This is a genomic window from Halostagnicola kamekurae (assembly GCF_900116205.1).
GTDB lineage: Archaea > Halobacteriota > Halobacteria > Halobacteriales > Natrialbaceae > Halostagnicola > Halostagnicola kamekurae.
Map to the genome: position 1 here is coordinate 227,840 of NZ_FOZS01000003.1, position 22,239 is coordinate 250,078.

At 61.3% G+C, this 22,239-nt stretch carries 16 protein-coding genes and 4 pseudogenes; 11 read left to right on the forward strand and 9 right to left on the reverse strand.

What is annotated here, in order from left to right:
• Position 1 precedes the first annotated feature (1 nt).
• Positions 2–367, forward strand: coding sequence for a Rieske (2Fe-2S) protein (locus BM348_RS14995; RefSeq protein WP_092905971.1), 366 nt, complete (start codon positions 2–4; stop codon positions 365–367).
• Positions 368–947: 580 nt separating this feature from the next.
• Positions 948–1,261, forward strand: a pseudogene (locus BM348_RS15000) (enolase C-terminal domain-like protein); the annotation flags it as partial.
• A 726-nt stretch (positions 1,262–1,987) separates the two neighbouring features.
• Here the strand turns inward: BM348_RS15000 and BM348_RS15005 are convergent.
• On the reverse strand, positions 1,988–3,364 hold the full coding sequence (locus tag BM348_RS15005; RefSeq protein WP_092905973.1) for a hemolysin family protein: 1,377 nt from the start codon (positions 3,362–3,364) through the stop codon (positions 1,988–1,990).
• Between the two features lie 128 nt (positions 3,365–3,492).
• Here BM348_RS15005 and BM348_RS15010 point away from each other — a divergent pair, with 128 nt between their 5' ends.
• Positions 3,493–3,765, forward strand: coding sequence for a family 4 glycosyl hydrolase (locus tag BM348_RS15010; protein WP_139231198.1), 273 nt, complete (start codon positions 3,493–3,495; stop codon positions 3,763–3,765).
• Here the strand turns inward: BM348_RS15010 and BM348_RS21880 are convergent.
• Together BM348_RS21880 and BM348_RS22300 are read right to left on the reverse strand one after the other, a co-directional pair.
• Positions 3,648–4,103 (reverse strand): annotated as a pseudogene (locus BM348_RS21880) (family 78 glycoside hydrolase catalytic domain); the annotation flags it as partial. The gene BM348_RS15010 and the pseudogene BM348_RS21880 overlap by 118 nt on opposite strands.
• A gap of 155 nt (positions 4,104–4,258) precedes the next feature.
• Positions 4,259–5,749 (reverse strand): annotated as a pseudogene (locus BM348_RS22300) (family 78 glycoside hydrolase catalytic domain); the annotation flags it as partial.
• Positions 5,750–6,357: 608 nt separating this feature from the next.
• On the opposite strand from BM348_RS22300, the gene rdfA reads away from it, so the two are divergent.
• Positions 6,358–6,996 (forward strand): rod-determining factor RdfA, encoded by a 639-nt coding sequence (rdfA, locus tag BM348_RS15020; protein WP_092905976.1) that lies wholly within the window; start codon positions 6,358–6,360, stop codon positions 6,994–6,996.
• 102 nt (positions 6,997–7,098) lie between these two features.
• Positions 7,099–9,069, forward strand: coding sequence for an archaea-specific SMC-related protein (locus BM348_RS15025; protein ID WP_092905978.1), 1,971 nt, complete (start codon positions 7,099–7,101; stop codon positions 9,067–9,069).
• Positions 9,070–9,392: 323 nt separating this feature from the next.
• On the opposite strand, the gene BM348_RS15030 is transcribed toward BM348_RS15025, so the two are convergent.
• A complete protein-coding gene (locus tag BM348_RS15030; protein ID WP_245779502.1) occupies positions 9,393–9,686 on the reverse strand; it encodes an IclR family transcriptional regulator in 294 nt (97 codons plus the stop codon).
• Positions 9,687–9,703: 17 nt separating this feature from the next.
• Between BM348_RS15030 and BM348_RS15035 the strand changes: the two are divergent.
• Positions 9,704–10,269, forward strand: a pseudogene (locus BM348_RS15035) (IS6 family transposase); the annotation flags it as partial.
• Positions 10,270–10,776: 507 nt separating this feature from the next.
• On the opposite strand, the gene BM348_RS15040 reads toward BM348_RS15035, so the two are convergent.
• Positions 10,777–11,052, reverse strand: coding sequence for a DUF7513 family protein (locus BM348_RS15040; protein ID WP_092905980.1), 276 nt, complete (start codon positions 11,050–11,052; stop codon positions 10,777–10,779).
• A complete protein-coding gene (locus BM348_RS15045) occupies positions 11,049–12,620 on the reverse strand; it encodes a Na+/H+ antiporter NhaC family protein (RefSeq protein ID WP_092905982.1) in 1,572 nt (523 codons plus the stop codon). Before BM348_RS15045 ends, BM348_RS15040 begins: the two co-directional genes overlap by 4 nt.
• Before the next feature lie 259 nt (positions 12,621–12,879).
• On the opposite strand from BM348_RS15045, the gene BM348_RS15050 reads away from it, so the two are divergent.
• The gene (locus tag BM348_RS15050) at positions 12,880–13,944 is read left to right on the forward strand and encodes a pyridoxal-phosphate-dependent aminotransferase family protein (RefSeq protein ID WP_092905984.1); all 1,065 of its coding nucleotides are present in this window, start codon (positions 12,880–12,882) and stop codon (positions 13,942–13,944) included.
• Between the two features lie 32 nt (positions 13,945–13,976).
• Here the strand turns inward: BM348_RS15050 and BM348_RS15055 are convergent, their stop codons facing one another.
• Positions 13,977–15,086, reverse strand: a complete 1,110-nt coding sequence (locus tag BM348_RS15055; RefSeq protein WP_092905986.1) for an NADH:flavin oxidoreductase/NADH oxidase — start codon at positions 15,084–15,086, stop codon at positions 13,977–13,979.
• A 99-nt stretch (positions 15,087–15,185) separates the two neighbouring features.
• On the opposite strand from BM348_RS15055, the gene BM348_RS15060 reads away from it, so the two are divergent.
• From BM348_RS15060 to ppk1, 3 genes are all read left to right on the forward strand, one after another.
• Positions 15,186–16,001 carry a BtpA/SgcQ family protein gene (locus BM348_RS15060; protein WP_092905988.1) on the forward strand — a complete coding sequence of 272 codons (816 nt, stop codon included), beginning with the start codon at positions 15,186–15,188 and terminating at the stop codon, positions 15,999–16,001.
• A gap of 139 nt (positions 16,002–16,140) precedes the next feature.
• Positions 16,141–16,830: a metallophosphoesterase family protein gene (locus BM348_RS15065; RefSeq protein WP_092905990.1), complete on the forward strand. Its 690-nt coding sequence runs from the start codon at positions 16,141–16,143 to the stop codon at positions 16,828–16,830.
• On the forward strand, positions 16,827–19,424 hold the full coding sequence (gene ppk1 / locus BM348_RS15070; RefSeq protein WP_245779479.1) for a polyphosphate kinase 1: 2,598 nt from the start codon (positions 16,827–16,829) through the stop codon (positions 19,422–19,424). Before BM348_RS15065 ends, ppk1 begins: the two co-directional genes overlap by 4 nt.
• A gap of 67 nt (positions 19,425–19,491) precedes the next feature.
• Here the strand turns inward: ppk1 and BM348_RS15075 are convergent, their stop codons facing one another.
• Complete coding sequence (locus BM348_RS15075) at positions 19,492–20,454, reverse strand: diacylglycerol/lipid kinase family protein (protein WP_092905992.1); 963 nt, start codon at positions 20,452–20,454, stop codon at positions 19,492–19,494.
• Positions 20,455–20,507: 53 nt separating this feature from the next.
• Here BM348_RS15075 and BM348_RS15080 point away from each other — a divergent pair, with 53 nt between their 5' ends.
• On the forward strand, positions 20,508–21,221 hold the full coding sequence (locus tag BM348_RS15080) for a PHP domain-containing protein (protein WP_092905994.1): 714 nt from the start codon (positions 20,508–20,510) through the stop codon (positions 21,219–21,221).
• 62 nt (positions 21,222–21,283) lie between these two features.
• Here the strand turns inward: BM348_RS15080 and BM348_RS15085 are convergent, their stop codons facing one another.
• Positions 21,284–21,775, reverse strand: coding sequence for a universal stress protein (locus tag BM348_RS15085; RefSeq protein WP_092905996.1), 492 nt, complete (start codon positions 21,773–21,775; stop codon positions 21,284–21,286).
• Between the last annotated feature and the right edge of the window lie 464 nt (positions 21,776–22,239).

Sequence of the window (22,239 nt, forward strand, 5' to 3'; positions counted from 1 at the left end):
TATGACTGATACAGATAATTTCACGAAAATAGCGGAAGTCGGCGACATCCCGGTCGGCGAGGGCGAAGGGTTCGATATTGGCGGCATCGAGATCGCGGTCTTCAACACCGGCGACGAGTACTACGCGATCAGCAACCGGTGCTCCCACCAGCACGCCCCGCTGTGTAACGCGGGCGACGAGAAGATCAATGCAGAAGACACCTGGACGGGTGAACGCGGTGGCGTCGATACGGAGGCCTGTACCGTCTCCTGTCCGTGGCACCTCTGGGAGTGGGACCTCGAGACGGGCGAACACGAGGCTTCGGGCCAGCGCATCGGCACGTTCGATTGCCGCGTCGAGGAGGACGACATTCTCGTCCGGATCTGAACGATCGACGCTTCCGAACGCAGATAGCTGACGCCGAAACTAGTTTCAGAAAACTAGTACGAGGCGAAAAAAGTACAAAACATGCCATTTAAGGCGGCGTTTTTCGTGCGACATCGTCTCGGTTCGCCGACGAGTCAGGATATCGGATGGCGAGCACCTCCCCGATCCGTGTCGACGCCCCGAGAGTACCACGACGGTCGCGTCTGCTCGAAATTCGCGGGAATCGTTCGCACTCGACGCGAAGTTCGTCGAGCGATCGAATTCGTCCGTGCCGTACGCAGATATCGTCGGTATCGTTGGTGTAAGCAAACGTAACACGTGTGTACCAATCATTCGGAACCGATCAGCACACAATTGATCGGGTCGCTCGGGAAATTATACGCTCTGGGTACCTCAGGTGCTCGATATGAGATCAGATGATCGGACCGGACGGATGGAAACGGGAAACGATTGCAACTCTCTTCTCAACAACCCAACTCATTAATTGAATTAATATTGCCACTAACAACTCTATTGGACTCCCATCATAAACCGTCGTTTGTATGCGCGTTCCCCGTCGAATGGTCGATAGCAAGGGTCTGCGACCAGCGAGCGGATGTATTCCTGCTGGGATTTCAAAGAGGTCTTCGAGAACGGCTCGGTCGACGTGATCCAGTCGGATCTCAGCCACGCCGGCGGGATTACGGAGGGCAAAAAGATCGTGGCGATGGCCGAAGCCTACGACGTTGCGATGGCTCCCACTGCCCGCTCGGGCCGATCACGTTCGCGTCGTGTCTGCAGGTCGACGCCTGCTCGCACAACGCGTTAATACAGGAGCAGAGTCTCAATACCCACTACAACGAGACCAGCGACGTCCTCGACTACCTAGCCGATCCATCCGTCTTCGAATACGACGTGGACGTTGACGGTGGAAACGGACGACGAAACTCGGAACGATTGTGCTGCCAAAACCGGATGATTGTGCCGATTCGATCGAGATACTCTCCCGATACTCGCTGATCTGTCCGCTATCACCGGAAGGAAAACTTCGAGCAACGAGGGCGGTGTATGCCGGGGAACACCCGCTTTTTCTGACGCATACCGACAATTCTCGAAGAGATCCGTTCGCTGATGCTGGACAGATTAGTCCCACTCCGTACCGGATGAGGCGCTGTATTACATAAATATGTATGTAAAACAATACTGAACGTCGTATAGTATCTACTCTCACTGTCAAATTCAGTGAATAGCGATATTCTGTCGGCACTTCTCGAGCCTGTCCGGTACCACCGGATTGATTGTGCGTTAGTTTACCACGGCATGACCGAGTGGAGTACATACTGTGCCGTACCGACTCGAACAGCGCTGCTCGGCACCTGTTCCGAGGGCGGGGACGCGGGTTCGCAACCAGTATTCTCCGGCGCTCTTGGAGCCAGTCGCCTGGTTCGAAATGTTGGCGATCGGTTCGTGCTATATATCAGCTAACAGTCATGCCTGCCGAATATCGACGTTTTCGATCCGCTCGAGTAGTCGCCGTTCGAACGCACAGAGACCGAACCGTCAGGCCACCGGAATCGGGACGAGGGTATCGAATCCACACCTTCGACACTGGACGTTCGCCCCTGCAGAAACCAGTCGAGATTAGCTCTCGGCTTCGCCGCTGACCGCCTCCTGTTCCGCGTCTCCGGCCGCTTCGGAGCCGTCTCCGGTCTCGTCGTCTTCGATCTTCCGTATCCGCGATCTCGTGATTCGCGTGTTTTCGACCTGTTCGATCCGGATCTCGATATCGTCGTGGACGAACACCTCGCCGTCTTCGACCAGTCGACCCGAGCGGTTGAAGATGAAGCCGGCGATCGTTTCGAACTCCTCGCCCTCGGGGAGTTCGATGTCGAGCGCCTCGTTTACCTCGTCGATGTTGACCTCGCCGCGAACGATGACGGTGTCGTCGTCGACGAACTCGACCGGGTGTTCTTCTTCTTCCTCGAGCAGTTCGCCGACGACCGCCTCGGTGATGTCCTCCGTCGTGAGGATTCCTTCGGTCGTCCCGAACTCGTCGAGTACGACGGCGAGGTGGACACGTTCGCTTTGCATTTCCCCGAGAAGTTCGTCGACGTTCTTGGATTCGGGGACGTGGAGGGTCGGTTGGACGAGATCCGTGAGTTCGACGTCACTTCCTTCGCCGTAGAGGTGTTCGCGGACCAGATCGCGGATGGAGACGACGCCGATGACGTTGTCCAGGCTCGCCTCGTAGACGGGCAGGCGCTCGTGGCCCGACTGCACGCAGGCCTGGATCGCCTCTTCGATCGACACGCTCTTCGCGATTGCTTCGACGTCGAGTCGCGGCGTCATCACCTCCTTGGCGATCGTGTTGTTGAACCGCAGGATGCGCTGGAGCATCTCCTTTTCGCCCTCCTCGAGGACGCCTTCCCGTTCGCCGGTCTCGATGATGTCTTGAATCTCGTCGCGGCTGACGTAGGAGTCCTCGATGGACGACTGGCCGCCGGTCACGCGGTTTACCAGTCGTGTGAGATAATCGAAGACGACGACCAGCGGAAAGAGCACCGCCTGCGATACCTTCAACGGGCTCGCAGTTTTAAGCGCCCAGGATTCCGTGTTCTCGACGGCGTATGACTTCGGCCCCGATTCTCCGAACAGCAACACGACCGCAGTCACGCCGAACGTGGAGACGAGAACGGCCGGACCGGGATCGAAGTAGAACCCGACCAGCGCAGTCGCTATCGACGACATCGCGATGTTGACCAGATTGTTCCCCACGAGGATCGTCACGAGCAGGCGGTGTGGATCGGCTTTCAACTCCGCGAGCGTTTGTGCTCCCTGCGCGCCTTCTTCTTGCAACGCGTCGATTCGGTGTCTGGCGAGCGAGAACATGGCGAGTTCCGACGAGGAGAAAAACGCCGAGAGACCGAGCAACACGAGGAGGGCGACGCTGCCAATAAGGGTCAACATATCCTGGTTGACCGAGATTCCTGCGACGAGGAGGTGTTGTATTGGTGTCATCGAGTTCGTTCGTCGTAGCTACTAACGCCGGCCAATTAAACATTGCTCACGACGTGGCCGGTTGCCGAGACGGCGCTACTGGTGCTCCAACGGTAACTATTTTATGCTCCATTCTCGGTACAGAACGTATGCATCAACTCGAGGAGCGGTCCTCATCGCAGTCCCAACAGTCGGTGAAAGTCGGGTATATCGGCGACGGCAGCCTCGGCTGGGCGCACACGCTCATCAACGACCTCCTGCAGTGTGACGACCTCGTCGGGTCGGTGGCGCTTTACGACGTCGACTACGATGCCACCCAGCAGAACGCCGAACTCGCGAATGGACTCGTCGATCGACCGGAGACGATCGGCGACTGGTTCGTAACGAGACCGGTCTCGTCGTCGACGTGGCGCTGCCCGTAGGTGGCGATCGCCCACACGATGGGGGCGGCGGTCTCGAGCGTCTGCCGGTCGCCCGTAACCCGATAGTACCGCCAGACCCACTCGGGAAACGAGATCGTAAAGTCTGGAATGTCGCGCTTGCCGTCGCCGTTCGGATAGATGGCGTTGAGTCGCCCCTCGCCCGCCCAGTAGCGGTAGTGCGAGCGGGCGAACTCTTCGATCGCGCGACGACTCAGCGTTCGCTCGCGAAACGCCCGCGTCGTCGTCTGGGACATATTGTACGCGTCGAGCAGGAACTGACCCTTCTCGCGGGTCGGCGTATCGATAAACTGTTCCTGGCTGCCGTACAGCGTGGAGTGGCGCGCGAGCTCGAAGACGGCGTCGACGGTGTCGTTCGACGATTCGAACGCCGCGGCCCGCTCGTCGGGACGCTAAATCGCGTCGCCAGCAGCCGAACTTGCTCCGGCTCGAGACGCTCGCCCGGATCGTCGATCTGGAGGTATCGAAATCCGAGGACGTTGAACGGTCGGAACCGGCACTCGCCGTCGCGCTGGACGTACTCGTAGCGCATGTCCGTCCACTGGGTGCCCTCGTCCGCCGAGACGGTTCCGTCATCCTCGAGCAGATAGCCCGCCCGAAACTCGACGCGGTGGCCGTCGACCCCCTCGGTGAAGTCGACTTCGAGAAGCCCGGGGTAGACGCGTCCGAAGTCGACGACGACGGTGCCGTCCTCGAGCTGATTCATCGACGCTGGTTCGACCGACGATCGAACGACGTCGGTGGACTGGGCGACGAGTCGCGTCCACGGCTCCGTCGGGTGGGTCCCGACGACCGCCGCTCGATCCCATCCACTCGTATCGAACCCCGGCTGTGTCCATCCGATCGGAGTCCGTCGTCCGTCGGTTCGCTCGACTGGTTCGGCAATTTCGTCGTTGCGCTGCGGCGCGTCTTCGAGCCACTCGGCCTCGCGTACGCGCCAGGATTCGTCGGTGCGGATCGTCCGCTCGGTGCCGTCGGTAAACTCAACGACGAGTTGGCAGACGAACCTCGGTTGGGCGGCCGGCCGCCCCTGTCCGGCACCGCTCCAGTGGGTCAGCGCGCCGACCGCGTTCGATCCGGTCGTGGGGGCCTCGGTGAGATCGACCGTCTTGTAGTACTGAAAATCCGGATACGAAAACGCCTGGCCGCGATCGATGGGTTCCCCGTTAACCGAGAGTCCGTACTGATGGCTGGCGGAGACGGACGCTCGAGCCCGTTCTATCGAACCATTGAGGGAGAATTCTCGCCGGAGATAGGTAAAATGCGGCTGCTCGCCGGCTTCATCCGACGGATGACGAATCCAGATGGCCTCCCAGTCCGCGGGCTCGAGCAATCCCATCTCCCACCGGGCCGGCTCGCTCCACGCGCTCGGCTCGCCGGATTCGTCCCACACCCGAATCGCCCAGTGGTACTCGGCTTCCACCTTGAGCGCGGCCCGTCGTAGGATACCGACGGACGATCGGTCGATCGCTTGCCGCTGTCCCAGATGCGCCGTGTCGGTTCTCGAGACGCGCCGGCGTCGAGGTGACGAGAACCCGGAACGCGGTTCCTCGCTCGCGTGAAGTGCTGGCAGCGCCGTACTCGATTTCGGACCTCTCCGGTTCAGTCCCCTCTCTCGTCTGTACCGCCTGTCAGTTTCTTCCCCGTTCGACCGCTTCGAATGTAGCGTGTCGGATTTCGGAACGCTGTGTTTACAGATACAATCATATATTCTTACTCGCTTTGTTGTAATCGAGCTGGCGACGCGTACCGTTCGGTGAGATGCGCCGAACGGACTCGGTACCAGCGGGGAAAACGCGACCGAACCGGGTCGTCGGTTCGAACTTGCCTCGGTCGAATCGCGATTCGGACTCCCGTTCGCTACAGTGAGGCTTCCGGTGATCGATGAATACTCGAGGATGCCGTACTCGCTCGCCTCGCGATACGCCCCTCGTCCGGCCGTGTCGGCGTTCAGGTCACCACGCATGCATCGGACGGATGGGCGGCTCGTCAGGACGGTCGGTTCTCATATCGATAGTTTATATTGTGAAACCACTTTTACTGTCATATCCGATCTACGAATCGATTGGCCTGTGTCTATAGCCACTAGCGTTCGGCCCTGAAGAACGGAGTTCCGTTCGTCAGCGGACGACGACTCGAGACGGGCACGAAACGCCGTGGTTCGTCTCGCCACTACTCTCGAGAACGTCGTTTCGGCTCGTATTGGTCCCGGATCGTCCCGACGAACTCGAGCTATTTGTTTACACAAATATGCGTGTAAACTACCTCTCACGGTCAGTATCGTGTTCGTTCGCGACTGCGCGCTCACCCTTGGAGTTCTGCTAATGGGTGGCCGGTCAGAACGATCGGCGACTGGCCGCGACCAGAAACGACTGGCGGCGGGCCCCACTCAGAGACGACGCTATCCGCGCTCGCGCTCGTTCGAACGGGTCCGTCATGTAGACAATATGTAAATTATCTTTTGCACGCCGCCCGCTACGTGGAATTCTCCGGCGAATCGCGCCAGAACGCACCGCCTCCCTTGTAACCGCCGAGGCAAAACATTTTTGCCGGTGACGCCCGACTGTTCGAATAGTGACTGAATCAAACTCAGCGACGGACTCGAATCGCTCCTGTGGCTGTAAACTCGGCCGAATCAGTAACGAGTACGGACTTTCGGGACTCGACGACGAACTCGTCGCGCTCTGGACGGGTGAAGCGGACGAACAGTACAGCACGCGAAAGTTAGCGACGTACGTGAACGAACTCGTCCTCGAGGCGGCCTTCGAGGAGGCCGGCGTCACCGCCAAGGAAGGCGAAGTCGAGAATACGTATCGGCTGCTCACCGACGACGACGTGACCAGCGGGACGCAAGTCCAGACGCGCAACGAACTCGAGCGCGACGGCGTCCCCGTCGAGCAGGTCGAGTCAGACTTCATCTCCCACCAGACCGTCTACAACCACCTCACCAAGTGCCTCGAGGCGTCCCTCGAGACGCCGAGCGACGAAGAGCGTCTCGAACGGAGCCGCGAAAAACTCGGCTCGCTCCAGAACCGAACGGCCGCGGTCACTGCAGATACAGTCGCTCACCTCGAGCGAAACGATATCGTCGATATCGGCGAGTACAACGTTTCCGTTGGCATCACCGTGACGTGTGAGGATTGCTTCGAAGAGTTCACCGTCAGAGAGCTCCTCGAAAATAGATCCTGTAGTTGTGGGGGGATAGACACGTAGGGGGGACGCCGGTGGCCAGCACCCCCCTTTCGACGGTTCGAAACAGTGAGACAGGCGACTGAAGTGGTAATACCTATGTGTAAGGAGAGAGAATGATGGGGTATGGAAAGTGAACTAGAGGCGAAAAAAGAGACAGTTCCGACGACTGCGACGTTGACTGTCGACAATATCGGCGGTATCGACACTGCGGAAGTTACCTTCCAGGAGGGCGTGACCGTCCTCTCGGGGCGCAACGCCACGAACCGAACGTCGCTTCTCCAGGCGGTCATGGCCGCACTTGGCAGCGATCAGGTAAGTCTCAAAGCCGACGCCGAGGAGGGACACGCCGAACTCGAGTTCGGCGACGAACGCTACCGCCGAAAGCTCACGCGCCAGAACGGGACCATCATCACCGACGGCGATCCGTATCTCGAAGATCCGGATATCGCAGACCTATTCGCATTCTTACTCGAATCGAACGAGGCGCGTCGCGCCGTCGCGCGCGGCGACGATCTGCGCGAACTCATCATGCGGCCGGTCGATACGGCCGCCATCCAGGCCGAGATCGAACAGTGCGAGCAGCGCAAACGATCGATCGACGAGCAACTCGAGGAGTTAGACGACCTCGAACAGCGCCTGCCCGACCTCGAAGCCAAGCGCAAACGCGTCACCGACGAGATCGAGGACCTCGAGGACGAACTCGCCGAAGCACAGGCGGAACTCGACGAGGCCAACGTCGACGTCGAGGAGCGCCGGGAAGAACAGTCCGAACTCGAGACCAAACTCGACGAACTCCGCGACACCCGCTCGGAACTCGAGCGCACACGGGACCGGATCGAGACCGAACGCGAGAGCATCGACGCCCTCGAAGACGAACGCGAGGAGGTCCAGCAGAAACTCGAGTCGCTGTCGGCCGGCGACGACGCCGACGTGAGCCGCCTGGAAGCCGAAATCGAAACGCTGCAGGAAGAAAAAGCGGAGCTTTCGAAGGAGATTTCCCAGCTCCAGAGCACCATCCAGTTCAACGAACAACTGCTCGAGGAGCCCGACTCCGTGCTCGTCGACGCGAACGAGCCGGCTGACGACGCAGACGACGGGGCGATCACCGATCAGTTGCTCGAGGACTCGGAGACGGTCACCTGCTGGACCTGTGGCTCCTCGGTGGCCCGCGAGCAGATCGAGACGACGATCGAACAGCTCCGGGACGCGCGGGAAGACCGAATCCAGGAGCGCACCGAGATCAACAATGACCTCGAAGAGCGCCGGGAAACGGTCTCGACCATCAACGAGAGCCGAAGCGAGTACCAGCGGACCCAGCGTCGCCTCGACTCGATCGACGACGAGATCGACTCCCGCAGCGAGACGATCGACGATCTGACCGACGAACGGGAGACACTCACCGACGAGATCGACGAACTCGAGACCGAAATCGACGAGCTCGAGACCGAAGACTACAGCGGCGTGCTCGACCAGCACAAGGAGGTAAACCAGCTCGAGTTCAAACTCGAGCGCAAAGAGCGCGAGCGCGACGAGATCGACGACGAGATCAGCTCGATCGAAGATCGCCTCGAGAACCGCGAGGACCTCGAGGAGCGCCGCGAGGACGTCACCGACGAACTGACGGATCTGCGGACGCGGATCGAACAGATCGAGGAGAACGCGGTCGGCGCGTTCAACGAACACATGGAGAACCTGCTCGACACCCTCGAGTACGGTAACCTCGACCGAATCTGGATCGCTCGGACGACCCGGGAGGCACGCGAGGGCCGCCGGAAGGTCACGAAGTCGTCGTTCGATCTCAAAATCGTGCGCAGCACCGACAGCGGGGCGGCCTACGAGGACTCGATCGAACACCTGAGCGAGAGCGAACGCGAGGTGACCGGACTCGTCTTCGCGCTCGCGGGCTATCTCGTCCACGACGTCTACGAGACGGTGCCGTTCATGCTGCTCGATTCGCTCGAGGCGATCGACTCAGATCGGATCGCCTCGGTCCTCGAGTACTTCGAGTCCTACGTGCCCTACCTCATCGTCGCGCTGCTCGAGGAGGACGCACAGGCCGTCGAAACCGAGCACGAACGGATCTCCGAAATCTAGGGGGCCGCTCCTCCCGACTCGAGGTAGTGAACGGAAACGAGTCTCGGATCGATCAATTCCGTAGTTTGCAACCGGTTTTGTTGCTCCGGAGTTTCGATTTTCGCTCGTCTCGATACAGTCGTCTCGGTCTCCGGATCAGCCACCAGATACCGTTTTTGAGATAGTGGTTCGGCTGGATTAGTCGGTAGTTGGAGAAGTGGATAGGTGGAATAGCGGTTTCGCTAGACTGAAACCTCGTCAATCTGTTCCAGACCGTTCACGAGACCGAAACTCGAGTGCGAACCCGATCGCGCGCCGATAGCCGTCCGGTGTGAGCGGAACGACTACGAGTACGTCATGTTCACTTCGATGACGTTCGCGGTGCTGAGGACGTTCTTCGGGATTTCCGCTTTGAAGATGTCGTCGTCGAATCTGTTCGTCGGACCCGAAACGCTGATTGCGCCGATGGGGCGGTCGTTCTCGTCACAGATGGGTGCGGCAACACAGCGCATGCCGATCACGCGCTCCTCGTCGTCGATCGCGTATCCGCGCTCGCGAATCTCCTCGAGTTGGTCTTTGAGCGCACTGCGGTCTGTAATCGTCTTGTCGGTCACTTCCGGGAGACCGAGACGGTCCATGATTTCGTCGACGGTCTTCGCTTCGAGAGACACAAGCGATTCTTCGCTTGGTCGGCGTTGAACGGTCTCACCAAGAGATCTGACACTTGACACATCGGATGGCTGAAGCGTTCCAGACCCGCCGACGTCCACGAGAGCAACGGTCTCGTGGGGCCCATCAGAACGCGATGCGTTCTGAGGACGGCGAAGCCGTCGCGGGTCGCCATTGGTGAAATACCTGTCAAGATCAACGGCGACTGGTATTGGGAATATAATACAATAAACGTAGTCTCACGGCTTATTCTCGATGTCGCAGTGTATGGACGACGAGCCACCGATCCTGCCGCTGCGTTCTTGCATCGAATAACCGAGAAACACAATCTCTCCGAGGCGGTGTTTCTCGCCGATGGCTACGGCTATCTGACTGCCCTCGCTCGATTCGGATTGAGCGGTCAGCTCGACTACGGTGATCGAAACCTGATCGAAAAATGGTTTTCAGACGTTCAAGACGCGAGTTGCCCGCTTCCATAACTCGTGGGTGGGCAGTCGGGCGAGCGTCAGCGAATAGCTTGAACAGCTTGTACACTATTATACCACACAATGACCGTATTAATCATTCAACAGACAAACGCCAGCCGAGGTGCTAAACGAGACAGTGCCGAGTCGAACCTTTGCGGTTCGGTTCTGAAACTTGCCTTCACTCGTAACGGTGTCCTGACTCAGAGATGAACGTGTAATTTTCGGGGAACTGCGCGCTCGAGAGGCTTAATTCGATTCTCCGCTCTTATGAAGATGATTGTTGATGAAGACCCGTCTTGCGATTCTCAGGTCATCCGACAGGAACAAAACATGAGACAAAGCCACTCACGAGATTGATTTTGTCTTCACTTCTGGTAGTCGAATTTGTATCAACAACCTCCTATGGAAGAGCGTCGATCCGTTCTCCGCGGCCTGAATCACTGGTTCTATCGTTACACGATAGAGTAATATTATTACAGATAAAATATATGTAACTCAAATCTCCATTTAAGTCTGTCGTCCGGGCGACCAAGCGAACCAGCGCTTCGGCGATCGAGGTTTCGTGTCACCGAGGATGCGATGTCGGCGTTCGCTACTGACTGTAGGAACTCTCGCCGGCGACCTCGAGGAACTCGCCGCGACCGGTCGCGGTCGACTCGTCGAACTCGGTGACGCGTGCGCGAACGCGTTTCTCGACGGTTTCGGGGCCCGCGTCCTCGACGACGAGGTGGGTGTCGCCGACGTAGGCGTGTCCGTCCCCGTCGCCGTTCGTCTCGGCGATGAACACGGAGATCTCGTCGCCGACGTCGAACGTCGGGGTCGTGCTCCGGAACTGCCACCCCGCGAGGTACTTGCTGAGGAGACTCATACTCGAGCCACCCCCGAACTCTCGCGGTCGGTGACGTACTCGCGTCCGAAGCCTGTTATCGCCGCGACGACGAACACCGCCACGAGCACCCAACCCTGAAAGACGAACGGAACGACGTCGATCGGCGTGACGAGCATCCCCTGTTCGAGCCAATCGTAAGTAGCCGGGAGCCCCTGCATCTCCGAGTAGCCGGCCAGTACGCCGCCTGACCAGGGGAAGATGTACCCGAGCGCGGCGGTCTGGCCGTCCAGGATGTTCGCCCGCCGGTAGCCGTTGAGGTTGAACCGCTCGCCGATTTTCGCGATGTACGGTCCGATCGCGATCTCGGCGGCCGTATTGATCGTGATGATGGCGTTTATGAGCGCCGCGGAGCCGACCATCGTCAGTTCGGCGTTGCGGACGTTCGTCGCCAGGTTGTCGATCGACCACTCGAGTATGGCGTCGAACGCGCCGCCGCGGATCATGATCTGGGCCGCCGCGATGATCAACAACACGAGGATCGCGAGTTCGAAGAACCCCGACGCGCCGGCGAGCAAACTGCCGGTGACGCCGACCGAATCCGGATCGTCGACGATCGTCAGGACGGGCAGCGCCGAGAGGGGTTCGGCGGCGGGTGCGTCCGGCGGCGCGTTGAACGTCACGATTTCGCCGACCGACATCAGGCCGAGCGCGAGGTTGGCGACGATGGCGGTGACGATCCCCCAGGAGATCGCCTCGACGATGTGGCGACCCGCGACGGCGGTCCCGATGACGACGGCCATCGAGATCACGTGAACCAGACCGATGGTCTCGCTCTCTTCGGCGAGTATCGCCGTCGCGTTCATGCCGATATCGAGGCCAGCCATCGACGATCCGGCCACGAGATAGCCGACGAACGCGACGACGGCAGCGATGAGGACGTACTTGAACCGGGAGGCGACGACGCCCCCGATGTCAGAATCCTGGGTGACCGCGCTCACGATCGTCGTGTCGCTGACGGGCGCGAGGTTGTCGCCGAAGATCGCACCGGAGAGGATCGCGCCGAACGTGAGGACGGGATTCGCACCGAGCAGCAGGCCGGCGGGGAAAAACAGCGTCACGAACGCGACTGTCGCCCCGTAGCCCGTTCCGATCCCCGTGGTGAACAGGGCTGCCAGGACGAACGTCACGGCGGGGAACAACGCGCCACTGATCCCGGTGATCTCGGCGAGCCAGACCAGTCCGCCGACGAAGCCTCCGTCCTGTAACAACTGCGCGAACATCCCGGCCCAGATCCACGCGACGATGGCGGTCACGGCGACCGGCTGGGTCATCCCCTCGAAGATGGTGTTCGCGTAGGACGCCCAGTCCCCGCGAACGAAGAACATCCCGGCGATGAGCCCGATCAGGATGCCGACGATCAGTCCCCCCTCGCTCGAGACCCGCCAGAGCGCGGTCTGGAAGATCGCCCAGACGATGAAAAACGCGATCGGAAACGCGCTCATTCCGCGGCCGCCGTAGAACGAGATTCGCGGTTCGTCCTCGTCGACCCCCTGTACGAACGAGTCTTCCGGGCTCTCGGCTGGCGAATCGTCATCGGTGTTGCTCACTGGTAATCACGATTCATAAGACTGAATCGCCATTGATAAGCTTTACCGAGGCATTTATTCGCTTGGTGTGTCATTTGATCTCCTTGCGGCGGCGGTCACGTCCGCCACGGGACGCACTCGACCCGCCGCATCCGCCACTTGATACACTCGATTCGCCCATCCGTCACTGGTCGCCCTTGCTCCGTCGCGCCCCGAGCCGGAACACGACCGACCCAGCGGGACCGCAACGTGCTAAAGGGAGCGCTTCGCATGCTTCCCTATGAGATTCACGCCGGGCCCGACGACAGTCCCGCCGTCGGTCAGGGACGCGATGGCGAGCGAACAACCGAACCCAGATATCGAATCCGCGTTCGCCGATCGGTACGACGCGACCTGTCGCAAGCTCGCAGAAATCTACGGAACCGCGAACGACGTCGTCGTTCTCGGCGGGGAAGGGATCCTCGGCCTCGAGGCGGCGATCACCTCCCTGGTCGCTCCCGGGGACCGGGTGCTCTGCGTTTCGAACGGGCTCTACGGCGACGGCTTCGCGGAGTTCGTCGATGCAGCCGACGGCGACGCGACGCTCGTTTCCGCGCCGTACGACGAGGCCTACGACGTAGCCGCCGTCGAAGAAGCGCTCGAGGACGCCGCTGAAGCCGGAGAGCCCTTCGAGGTCGCGACGATGGTTCACTGCGAGACGCCGACTGGAACGCTCAACGACCTCGAGCCGGTTCTCGACCTACTCTCGAAGCACGGCGTACTGAGCGTCGTCGACGCCGTCTCGTCGCTCGGGGGCACGCCGGTTCCGAGCGATCGCATCGACGTCTGTCTCGGGGCCTCCCAGAAGTGTTTCAGCGCGCCGCCGGGGCTGACGACGGCGGCGATCAGCGACCGCGCCTGGGACCGGATGGAATCGCGTGATCCCTCGTCGCTGTACACGAACTTCCTCCCCTGGCGGGACGTCTCCGACGGCTTTCCGTACACGCACCTGAGCGCGAACGTGGCCGCGCTCGAGACCGCGCTCGATCGGATCCTCGAGGAGGGCCTCGAACGCGTCTACGAGCGCCACGAGAGAGCCGCCGAACGGTGTCGCAAGCGAGGGGCCGAACTGGGGCTGTCGTGCTACGGCGATCCCGACCGACAGTCGCCGACCGTGACGGCGTTTCACCTGCCGGGGCAAGCGAAACGGATTCAACAGCGGGTTGCGGACGAATCTGACGTTGTTCTGTCGACCGGGCTCGGCGACCTCGCCGACGACATCCTTCGTCTCGGCCACATGGGCTACAACGCCGAGGTCGACAAAGTCGATCGAGCGATGGATGCGGTCGGAGCCGCCCTCGAGTAGGCAAAATCCGGCAACTTGCGGTTCGAAGGCCGCTATTCGCTCGGCCCAGAAACGGCGCGTCGGTACTGCACCGGCCACTTCGAATCGGCGTCTTCGGCTCCGAGTTCCGCCGCCGCGTGCACGCCAAAGTACGGGTCGCGCAGGAACTCCCGACCCACCAGGACGAGATCAGCACGTTCGTTTCGAACCAGCGCGTCGGCCTGCTCGGGTTCGGTGATGCCGCCGACCGCGCCGACGGCGATCTCATCGCCCCGCTCGGATTGGATCCGCTCGGCGAGCGGGACCTGGAAGTTCGGTCCGGCGGGAGCCTCCTGATCGGGGTGGATACCGCCCGAACTCACGTCGATCAGATCGACGCCGAGCGCGGCGAGGTCGCCCGCGAGTCGAACCGAGTCCTCGAGGTCCCACGACGGCCGGCCCTCGAGCCAATCGGTGCCGGAAATCCGAACGAACAGCGGTTTCTCGTCCGGCCAGACGGTATCGACCGCCCGAACGACCTCGCGAAGAAGTCGAGTCCGGTTCTCGAAGCTCCCGCCGTACTCGTCGTCGCGGCGGTTCGTCACCGGCGAGAGGAACTCGTGGAGTAGATAGCCGTGGGCCGCGTGGATCTCCGCGATTTCGAACCCAGCCTCGAGCGAGCGCGCTGCGGCCTCGCGGTAGGCATCGATCACGCCTTCTATCGCCGCCGTGTCGGCTTTTCGCATCGCTGGCGGTTCACCGCCGAAGTCGGGATAGGCGTCGGGGGAGGGCGACAGCGTTTCCCATCCGCCGTCTTCGGGGCGGATCGGACGGTTGCCCTCCCACGGACGGGACTTGCTGGCCTTGTGGCCAGCGTGCGCGAGCTGGATCCCCGGAATAGCCCCCTGTTCGCGGATAAATTCGGTCGTCGGAGCGAGCGCGTCGGCGTGCTCGTCGCTCCAGATACCCAGATCGTGCGGGGTAATTCGGCCCCGCGGTTCGACGGCCGTGGCTTCGGTCATGACGATTCCGGCCCCGCCGACGGCGCGGCTCCCGAGGTGAACGCGGTGCCACTCGGTCGCCAGCCCGTCTGGATCACAGGAGTATTGACACATCGGCGAGACGGCGATTCGGTTCGGCAGCTGATACCCATCCAGCGAGAGCGAGCTAAAGAGATCGGTCATCGATCCCGGCTACGGACCGCCGATGAAAAACCGTCCCGGAGGAGGATGTCCTTGCTGGCGGTGAGTGAGCTTTTTACTCACGGACCCACCAGAGCCACCATGGATTTTCTCGAGCGGTTCGACGCCGATCGACCGGTACTCGGAATGGTTCACCTTCCGGCGCTCCCCGGCTCGCCGGGATTCGACGGCGATCGGGGCGCGATTCGGTCTCGAGCGCTCGCAGACGCGACGGCGCTCGAGGCGGGCGGCGTCGACGGAATCGTCCTCGAGAACTTCGGCGACACGCCGTTCTACCCCGAGGACGTTCCCGACCACGTGATCGCGGAGATGACCGCTCAGACGGCCGCGGTGACGGCCACAGTCGACGTTCCCGTTGGCGTCAACGTGCTCAGAAACGACGCCGAAGCCGCGCTATCGATCGCCGCAGCGACGGGCGCGTCGTTCGTCCGCGTCAACGTCCACGTCGGTGCGGCCGCGACCGATCAGGGCATTCTCGAGGGGAACGCTCACGAAACCGTTCGACTTCGCGAGCGGATCGACGCCGACGTATCAATCCTCGCCGACGTCCACGTCAAACACGCAACCCCCGTCAGAGAGGCGTCGATCGAACGGGTCGCACTCGAGACGGCAGAACGCGGGCTGGCGGACGGGGTCATCGTCTCCGGGGCCGGAACGGGAGCCGAAACGCGCCTCGAGGACGTCGAACGGGTCGCAGAGACACTCGGAGCGCTCGAGAGCCCCGTTCCGGTTCTCGTCGGGAGCGGCGTTACGGGCGAGACCGTCGGCGACTGTTTCGACGCTGGCGCGAGCGGCGTGATCGTCGGCACCGCGCTCAAAGAGGGGGAGGTGACGACGAACCCCGTCTCGAGGGACCGAGTCGAAGCGGTCGTCGAGGCGGCTCGAGACGGCGCATAAATTCGGATTTTCTTCTATAGGGCGTACCGGTCTCGGAACTCGTGAGTGCTATCCAGCCGTACGAAATGATATATAGCCATATCTGAGACACATATAAACGGTTTATCACCAGTTTTCTGAATTTCCGAACGAACAACACGTGACCTCAACTGTCCGTTCGTTCGACGCGGTAGCGTTCGATCATCGGCGGATCGACCTCGAGAACTACGACGACGTCTACATCGTCGGCGACGTGCACGGCTGTCTCGAGGATCTCGAGACGTTGCTTTCGATCCTCGAGCTGGGCGAACGCGACCTCGCGATCTTCGTCGGCGATCTGGTGCGGAAAGGACCCGACAGTAAGGCAGTCCTCGAGCGGATCGACGCGTCGTCGAAGTTACTGTCCGTCCGCGGGAACAACGAACAGAAACTACTCGACGGAGACAAGTCGCTCTCGGACTTCGGCGAGCGCGAGCGCCGGATCATGGAATCGTTTCCGACGGCGATTTCCTGGGCGGACGGTCTCGTCGTTCACGGCGGCGTCGACCCGACCCGAGCGATTGGTGATCACTCCAGCGAGGATGTCCTGACCATGAGAGCGCCCGACGGAGACGGGTACGACGGGCCATTTTGGTTCGAGGAGTATGACGGGCCGCCACGTATCTTCTTCGGACACACCGTTCTCAGCGAGCCATTCGAGAGCGAATCGGCGGTAGGCCTCGACACCGGCTGTGTCTACGGCGGCAGCCTGACGGCGTACGACATCGGTCGGGACCGATTCGTCACCGTCGAATCGGCGGGACACGTGAACCGATCCGACGACAAAATCGTTGCGACCGACTGCCAATGACCGACGATTCCGAGACTGATGCGGGAGCGACCGACAGCGTGGAGACGGATCAAAGCAGCTTCGGTGACTCGAGTTTGGCGGAAGACGGCGAGAACGATCCACCGCTACGTGACGAATCGGAAGAAAGCGGCGAATCCGAGGAGTTCGTATCGAGCGACGAATCGGTTGGATTCGCCGAACGTGACGGGACTGCAGGAAAGGGACCGGCGGAAAATGGAGACGGGGAGAACGACCCCGAGAGAGACGGTCGCGAGGAAGACAGGTCCGAAGAAGACGGGTTAGCCACACCCAACGCCCAGTCCTCAGCCGATGGCTCATCACCGACCGATTCTCCATCATCTGTTGATGTCCCGTCATCGGATACCCAACTCTCGCTGGGTGACGGTCCACAGTCGGTCGACACGTCGTCATCGGTCGAGTTCCGTTCGATGGTATCCCGAGATCGCGATGGTCCCGACGATGCAACAACGTTACAGCAGCCGGACCCGAGCGGGTCGAACGAGGCCGAACCGGCGATAGACCTTTCGCAGCCGACTTACTACCTTAACCGCGAACTGAGCGAACTCGCGTTTCAGCGTCGTGTGCTCGAGGAGGCACTCGACGACGACAATCCCCTGCTGGAGCGGACGAAGTTTCTCGCGATACTCACGACGAATATGGACGAGTTCTTCCGGAAACGCGTCGGTGGACTCAAACAGCAGATCGCGGCCGGGATCGAAGAGGAGACGCCCGACGGGCGAACACCCATAGAGCAGTGGGAAGACGTTCTCGAAACCGCAGGGCCGATATTCGAACGGCAGAGTCGCTGTTACCGCGAGGAGATCCGCCCGGCGCTGTCGGCGGCCGGCGTTCGAATCGTCGAGTACGACGCGCTCGAGCCGACAGAACGCGAGACCATCCGGCAGTACTTTGAGAGTTCGGTTTTGCCGACTCTGACGCCGCTGACGTTCGATCCGGCTCACCCGTTCCCGTTCATCTCGAATCAAAGCCTCTCGCTGGCTATTCTCACCCGCGAACGCCCCGGCGAGGACCCGACGTTCTCCCGGGTGAAGATCCCGCGGAACCAGGTCAGGTTGATCCCTCTCGACGACGGCGACGACGATCGGTACGTCCTCCTCGAGGACGTCGTTCGCGCAAATTTGGACCTCCTCTTTCCCGACGTGGACGTGATCGAGACGACCCTCTTTCGCGTGACGCGAAACGCCGAGGTCGGCCGCAACGAGGCGGTCGCGGAGGATCTAATCGAGATGATAGAGGAGGTCCTCGAGGAACGGCGGTTCGCCACGGCGGTTCGCCTCGAGATCGAACGCGACGCGCCCGACGAAATCCTCGAGATCCTGACTCGCGAACTCGATCTCGACGATCGGGAGGTGTTCGAACTCGGGGGACCGCTAGACTATCGGGATTTCGCGGAACTGACGGATCTCGATCGAGACGACCTCACGGTCCCGGAGTGGACGCCCCAGCCACACCCGCGACTACACGAGTGCGATGACGGCGGGAACGTCTTCGACACGATTCGGGATCGCGACGTGCTCGTTCATCACCCCTACCATTCGTTCGAGGGCACCGTCCAGCGCTTTCTCGACGAGGCGGCGAACGATCCGGACGTGCTCGCGATCAAGGCGGCGATCTACCGGACCGCAAGCGACTCGCAGGTGATCGAAAGCCTCCTCGAGGCCGCACGGAACGGCAAGCAAGTCGCGGTGATGGTGGAGCTCAAGGCCAGGTTCGACGAGAAGAACAACCTCGAGTGGGCGAAGAAACTCGAGGAGGAGGGTATCCACGTCGCGTACGGAACGATGGGGTACAAGACCCACACGAAAACGTCGCTCGTAGTTCGCGAGGAGTCCGATAGCGTTCGGCTCTACTCTCACATCGGAACCGGGAACTATCACTCGGAAACCGCAAAGCAATACGAGGACCTCGGCCTGTTCACCGCCGACCGGGACGTCGGGCAGGACCTCGTGAAACTCTTCAACTACTTTACCGGCCACTCGATGCCGCGGGAGTACCGAAAACTGCTCGTCGCGCCCGGAAACATGCGCGATCGGTTCAGGAGTCTCATCCGGGCCGAGGCCCGCCGAGCGCGGGACGGGGACGACGCTCGGATCGTCGCCAAGATGAATCGCTTGGAGGATCCGGAACTCGTCCGGGAACTCTACAGGGCGTCGATGGCTGGGGTCGACATCGATCTCATCGTCCGTGATATCTGCCGCCTTCGACCGGGGTTGGCCGACGTCAGCGAGACGATCGACGTTCACAGTATCGTCGGCCGCTTTCTCGAGCACTCCCGAATCTTCTACTTCCAGTCGGCCGAGGAAACGCAGTACTACATCGGCTCTGCGGACTGGATGGCACGCAATCTCGATACCCGAGTCGAGGCGGTCGTACCGATCGACGATCCGGGACTCCAGTCGACGCTCGAATCGGTGCTCGAGACGCTCCTGACGGACGACCAGAACCGGTGGGTGATGCAAACGGATGGAACCTACCGACGCGCCGAGACCGCTTCCGACAGCACCGGCCACGACGTTCACGAGACGTTCATGCGCAAAGCACAGGGCAAAACCCACCGTGATGATCTTCCATGACGATCATGCCGCCGGAGAACGTCGAACTCTCGAGTACATACTCGACTAACGGATCCGTCGATTTGCCCTACGACTCGAGCAGCCCGCCGCTTTCGTCGGGATCCGGCTGATACCCCTCGCCGACGGCGATCTCGAGCGCCGTGGGTTCGACGTCGAGTTCCAGGCGTTCGGTTTCGAGCATCTCCCCGTCCAGGCTGTACTCGATCGCGTGTTCCCGGTGTTCGATCGTCAGCGACGGCGTCCGCCGGCGAACGATGTGGGTGCTGTCGCGATCGAATAGCCCCTCGAGGAACGCGCCGCCGAGCAGATCGGAGATCGCCGCGTCCTCGACGATCGTGACTTCGAACAGCCCGTCCTCTACGTCGGCCTGGGCCGTTCGAGAACTGGTGAACCGTCGACAGTTACCGACGAGGACGAAAAGCGCCTCTCCCTCCCACGCGCGCTTTTGCTCGCCGTCGGATCCGTCGACCGTCTCGACTCGGAGCGGCAGCGAGTCGAACTCCCGGGCCGACTCGAGCGTGTTCTTGACGTACGCGAGCACGCCCAGCGTGCGTTTGTTCTCGGAGGAGGTATCGCGACTCGCCTCGGCCGTCACGCCGCCGACGCAGGAGTTGACGAAGGCGCAGTCGTTGGCGATCCCGAGATCGATCGTCCGGAGGCGGCCCTGGTCGATCACTTCGAAGGCGTGTTCGATCCCTTCGATGCCGACGTTCGTCGCGAAGTTGTTGCCCGTCCCCGCGGGGACGACGCCGACGGTCGTCGACTCGAGCTCACCGGCGTCGACGACGCCGTTGACGACTCCGTTGACGGTTCCGTCGCCACCCGCCGCCGCCACCAGGTCGGCGCTCGAGGCCGCCTGACGGGCGAACCGCGTCGCATCCCCGGCTTCCGACGTCGTCCGGACCTCGAATCCGTAGTCGCTCGCCAGCGCGTCGACCGTATCGACGTGGTCCTGACTGCCGCTGACGGGGTTGAGTACGAGAACGCGCTCGCTTTCCTGTCGTTCGGCGGCGGGGCGATCCGATTGCATACTCTCGGCACACCGGCCAAGCAAAAAAGAGTCTGGCCGGCGTATGCACTCGCGTGTACACCGTCGATCTCCACTCGCACACCCGATTCTTTCACGATCGTCGCACACTCGGGGACCTGTTCGACCCGTTCGGCGCGCGAATTCTCGCGAAGCTGGCCCAACGGCGCGGCCTCGACGGGCTGGCGACGACCAACCACGATTACTACACGCCGCTCGAGCCGTCCGCGGAGGTCGAACTCCTGCCCGGAATCGAGATCACGACCGATCGCGGTCACGTCCTCGTGGTTGGTCCCGACCCCCCGTCGGAAACGAAACCGGGGGAGCTGACGCCGGCGGAGGCGGTCGAGCTGGCTCACGAGCGCGACTGCGCCGCGATCGTCGCACACCCGTTTCGAAACAGTACGATCCGCGAACTCGAGGACCTCCCGTTCGACGCCATCGAGGTCAACGGCAAACACCCCCGTTCCCGACCGCTCGTCGAGGAGCTGGCGGCCGACCGCGACCTCCCGCTGGTCGGCGGCAGCGACGCCCACTACCCCTTCGAAGTCGGACGGGCGTACACCGTGGTCGAGGCGGATCGACTTACGCCCGAGTCAGTCGTCGATGCGATCCGCGACGGCCGGGTAAGCGCACGCGTCTCTCACTCACGGCTCGACCGACTCCTGCGTCGGGCCTACAGGGCGATACACCGCCGAAAGCAGGTGATAGATCCGATTACGGATCCGACGCCGGGCGTCGGATCCCCGCCGGGCGAGCGAGAGTCGTGAGGGTTCGCTACTCGAGCCGCGATGCCGACGGGTGACTCGAGTCGAGCGGAGGCCGACGGCGCTTACTCTTGGTCCCGTACGAACGTCACCGGACAGGACGCGTTGAACATCACGGACTGGACTGCACTGCCGAAGAGCGCCTTGCCCGCGGGGGATCGGCTGCGACCGCCGATTATCACCCTGTCGGCGTCGACACTCTCGGCGATGTCGACGACGCCCTCTCCGCTCGTCCCCGGCGCGGCGCGGATGTCGACGTCGATCGACGCCGCTTCGAGACGATCGGTAATCGTTCTGACGACCGACATTCTGCCTGCCAACTCGTCGGGATCGACGTGATCGCTATCCGTACCGACGACCTGTTTGATGGTTTCGTTGTGCGAATCCTTATCGAAGATGTACGCGATGGTGACCTCGAACGCCATCGACTCGCTGAGATCGGTCACGGCATCCACGAGCGCTTCGACGCGGCTGTCATCGGAAGCCCGTACCCCGAGCACGACGCTGTCGATACTGATATCCTCCGTTTCAGCTAGATTGGATGAATCTCCGTTCATGGTATCGGTACCAATCCCCTCCGGGGATAAATAGGTGTTTATGCATTTACTACTATTATAGTTATAATCCACAAGATACCGTTCGAACGAGGGAAGGCGTCGACGGACAATCGGCACCTCGAGGCGGGCACCTGATAGCGCTCGAGACCCCGAACGAACCTCGTCTTCCAGCTACGACCGATCGGAGCGCTCGCGCGAGCGCGTCCGCCACACCGAGTTGCGTACTGCATCCCGGTGGCGCGGCCATTTGCGAAGATATCAGATAAATATCTATGTCATATATATTTCTAAATTCACTAAATATAATGCAGGCATCGGTATTGGTCTCAGGAAATGAACCGTTTGAGTGGATACACACGGAGCTCTCTGGAGAGCCAATTTCTCGAGAGCATTGTGTAGACCGAGAGTCTGGACTCCAGATTTCGGGCTATAACGGGAATACAGGCGATGATTCGGTAATATGT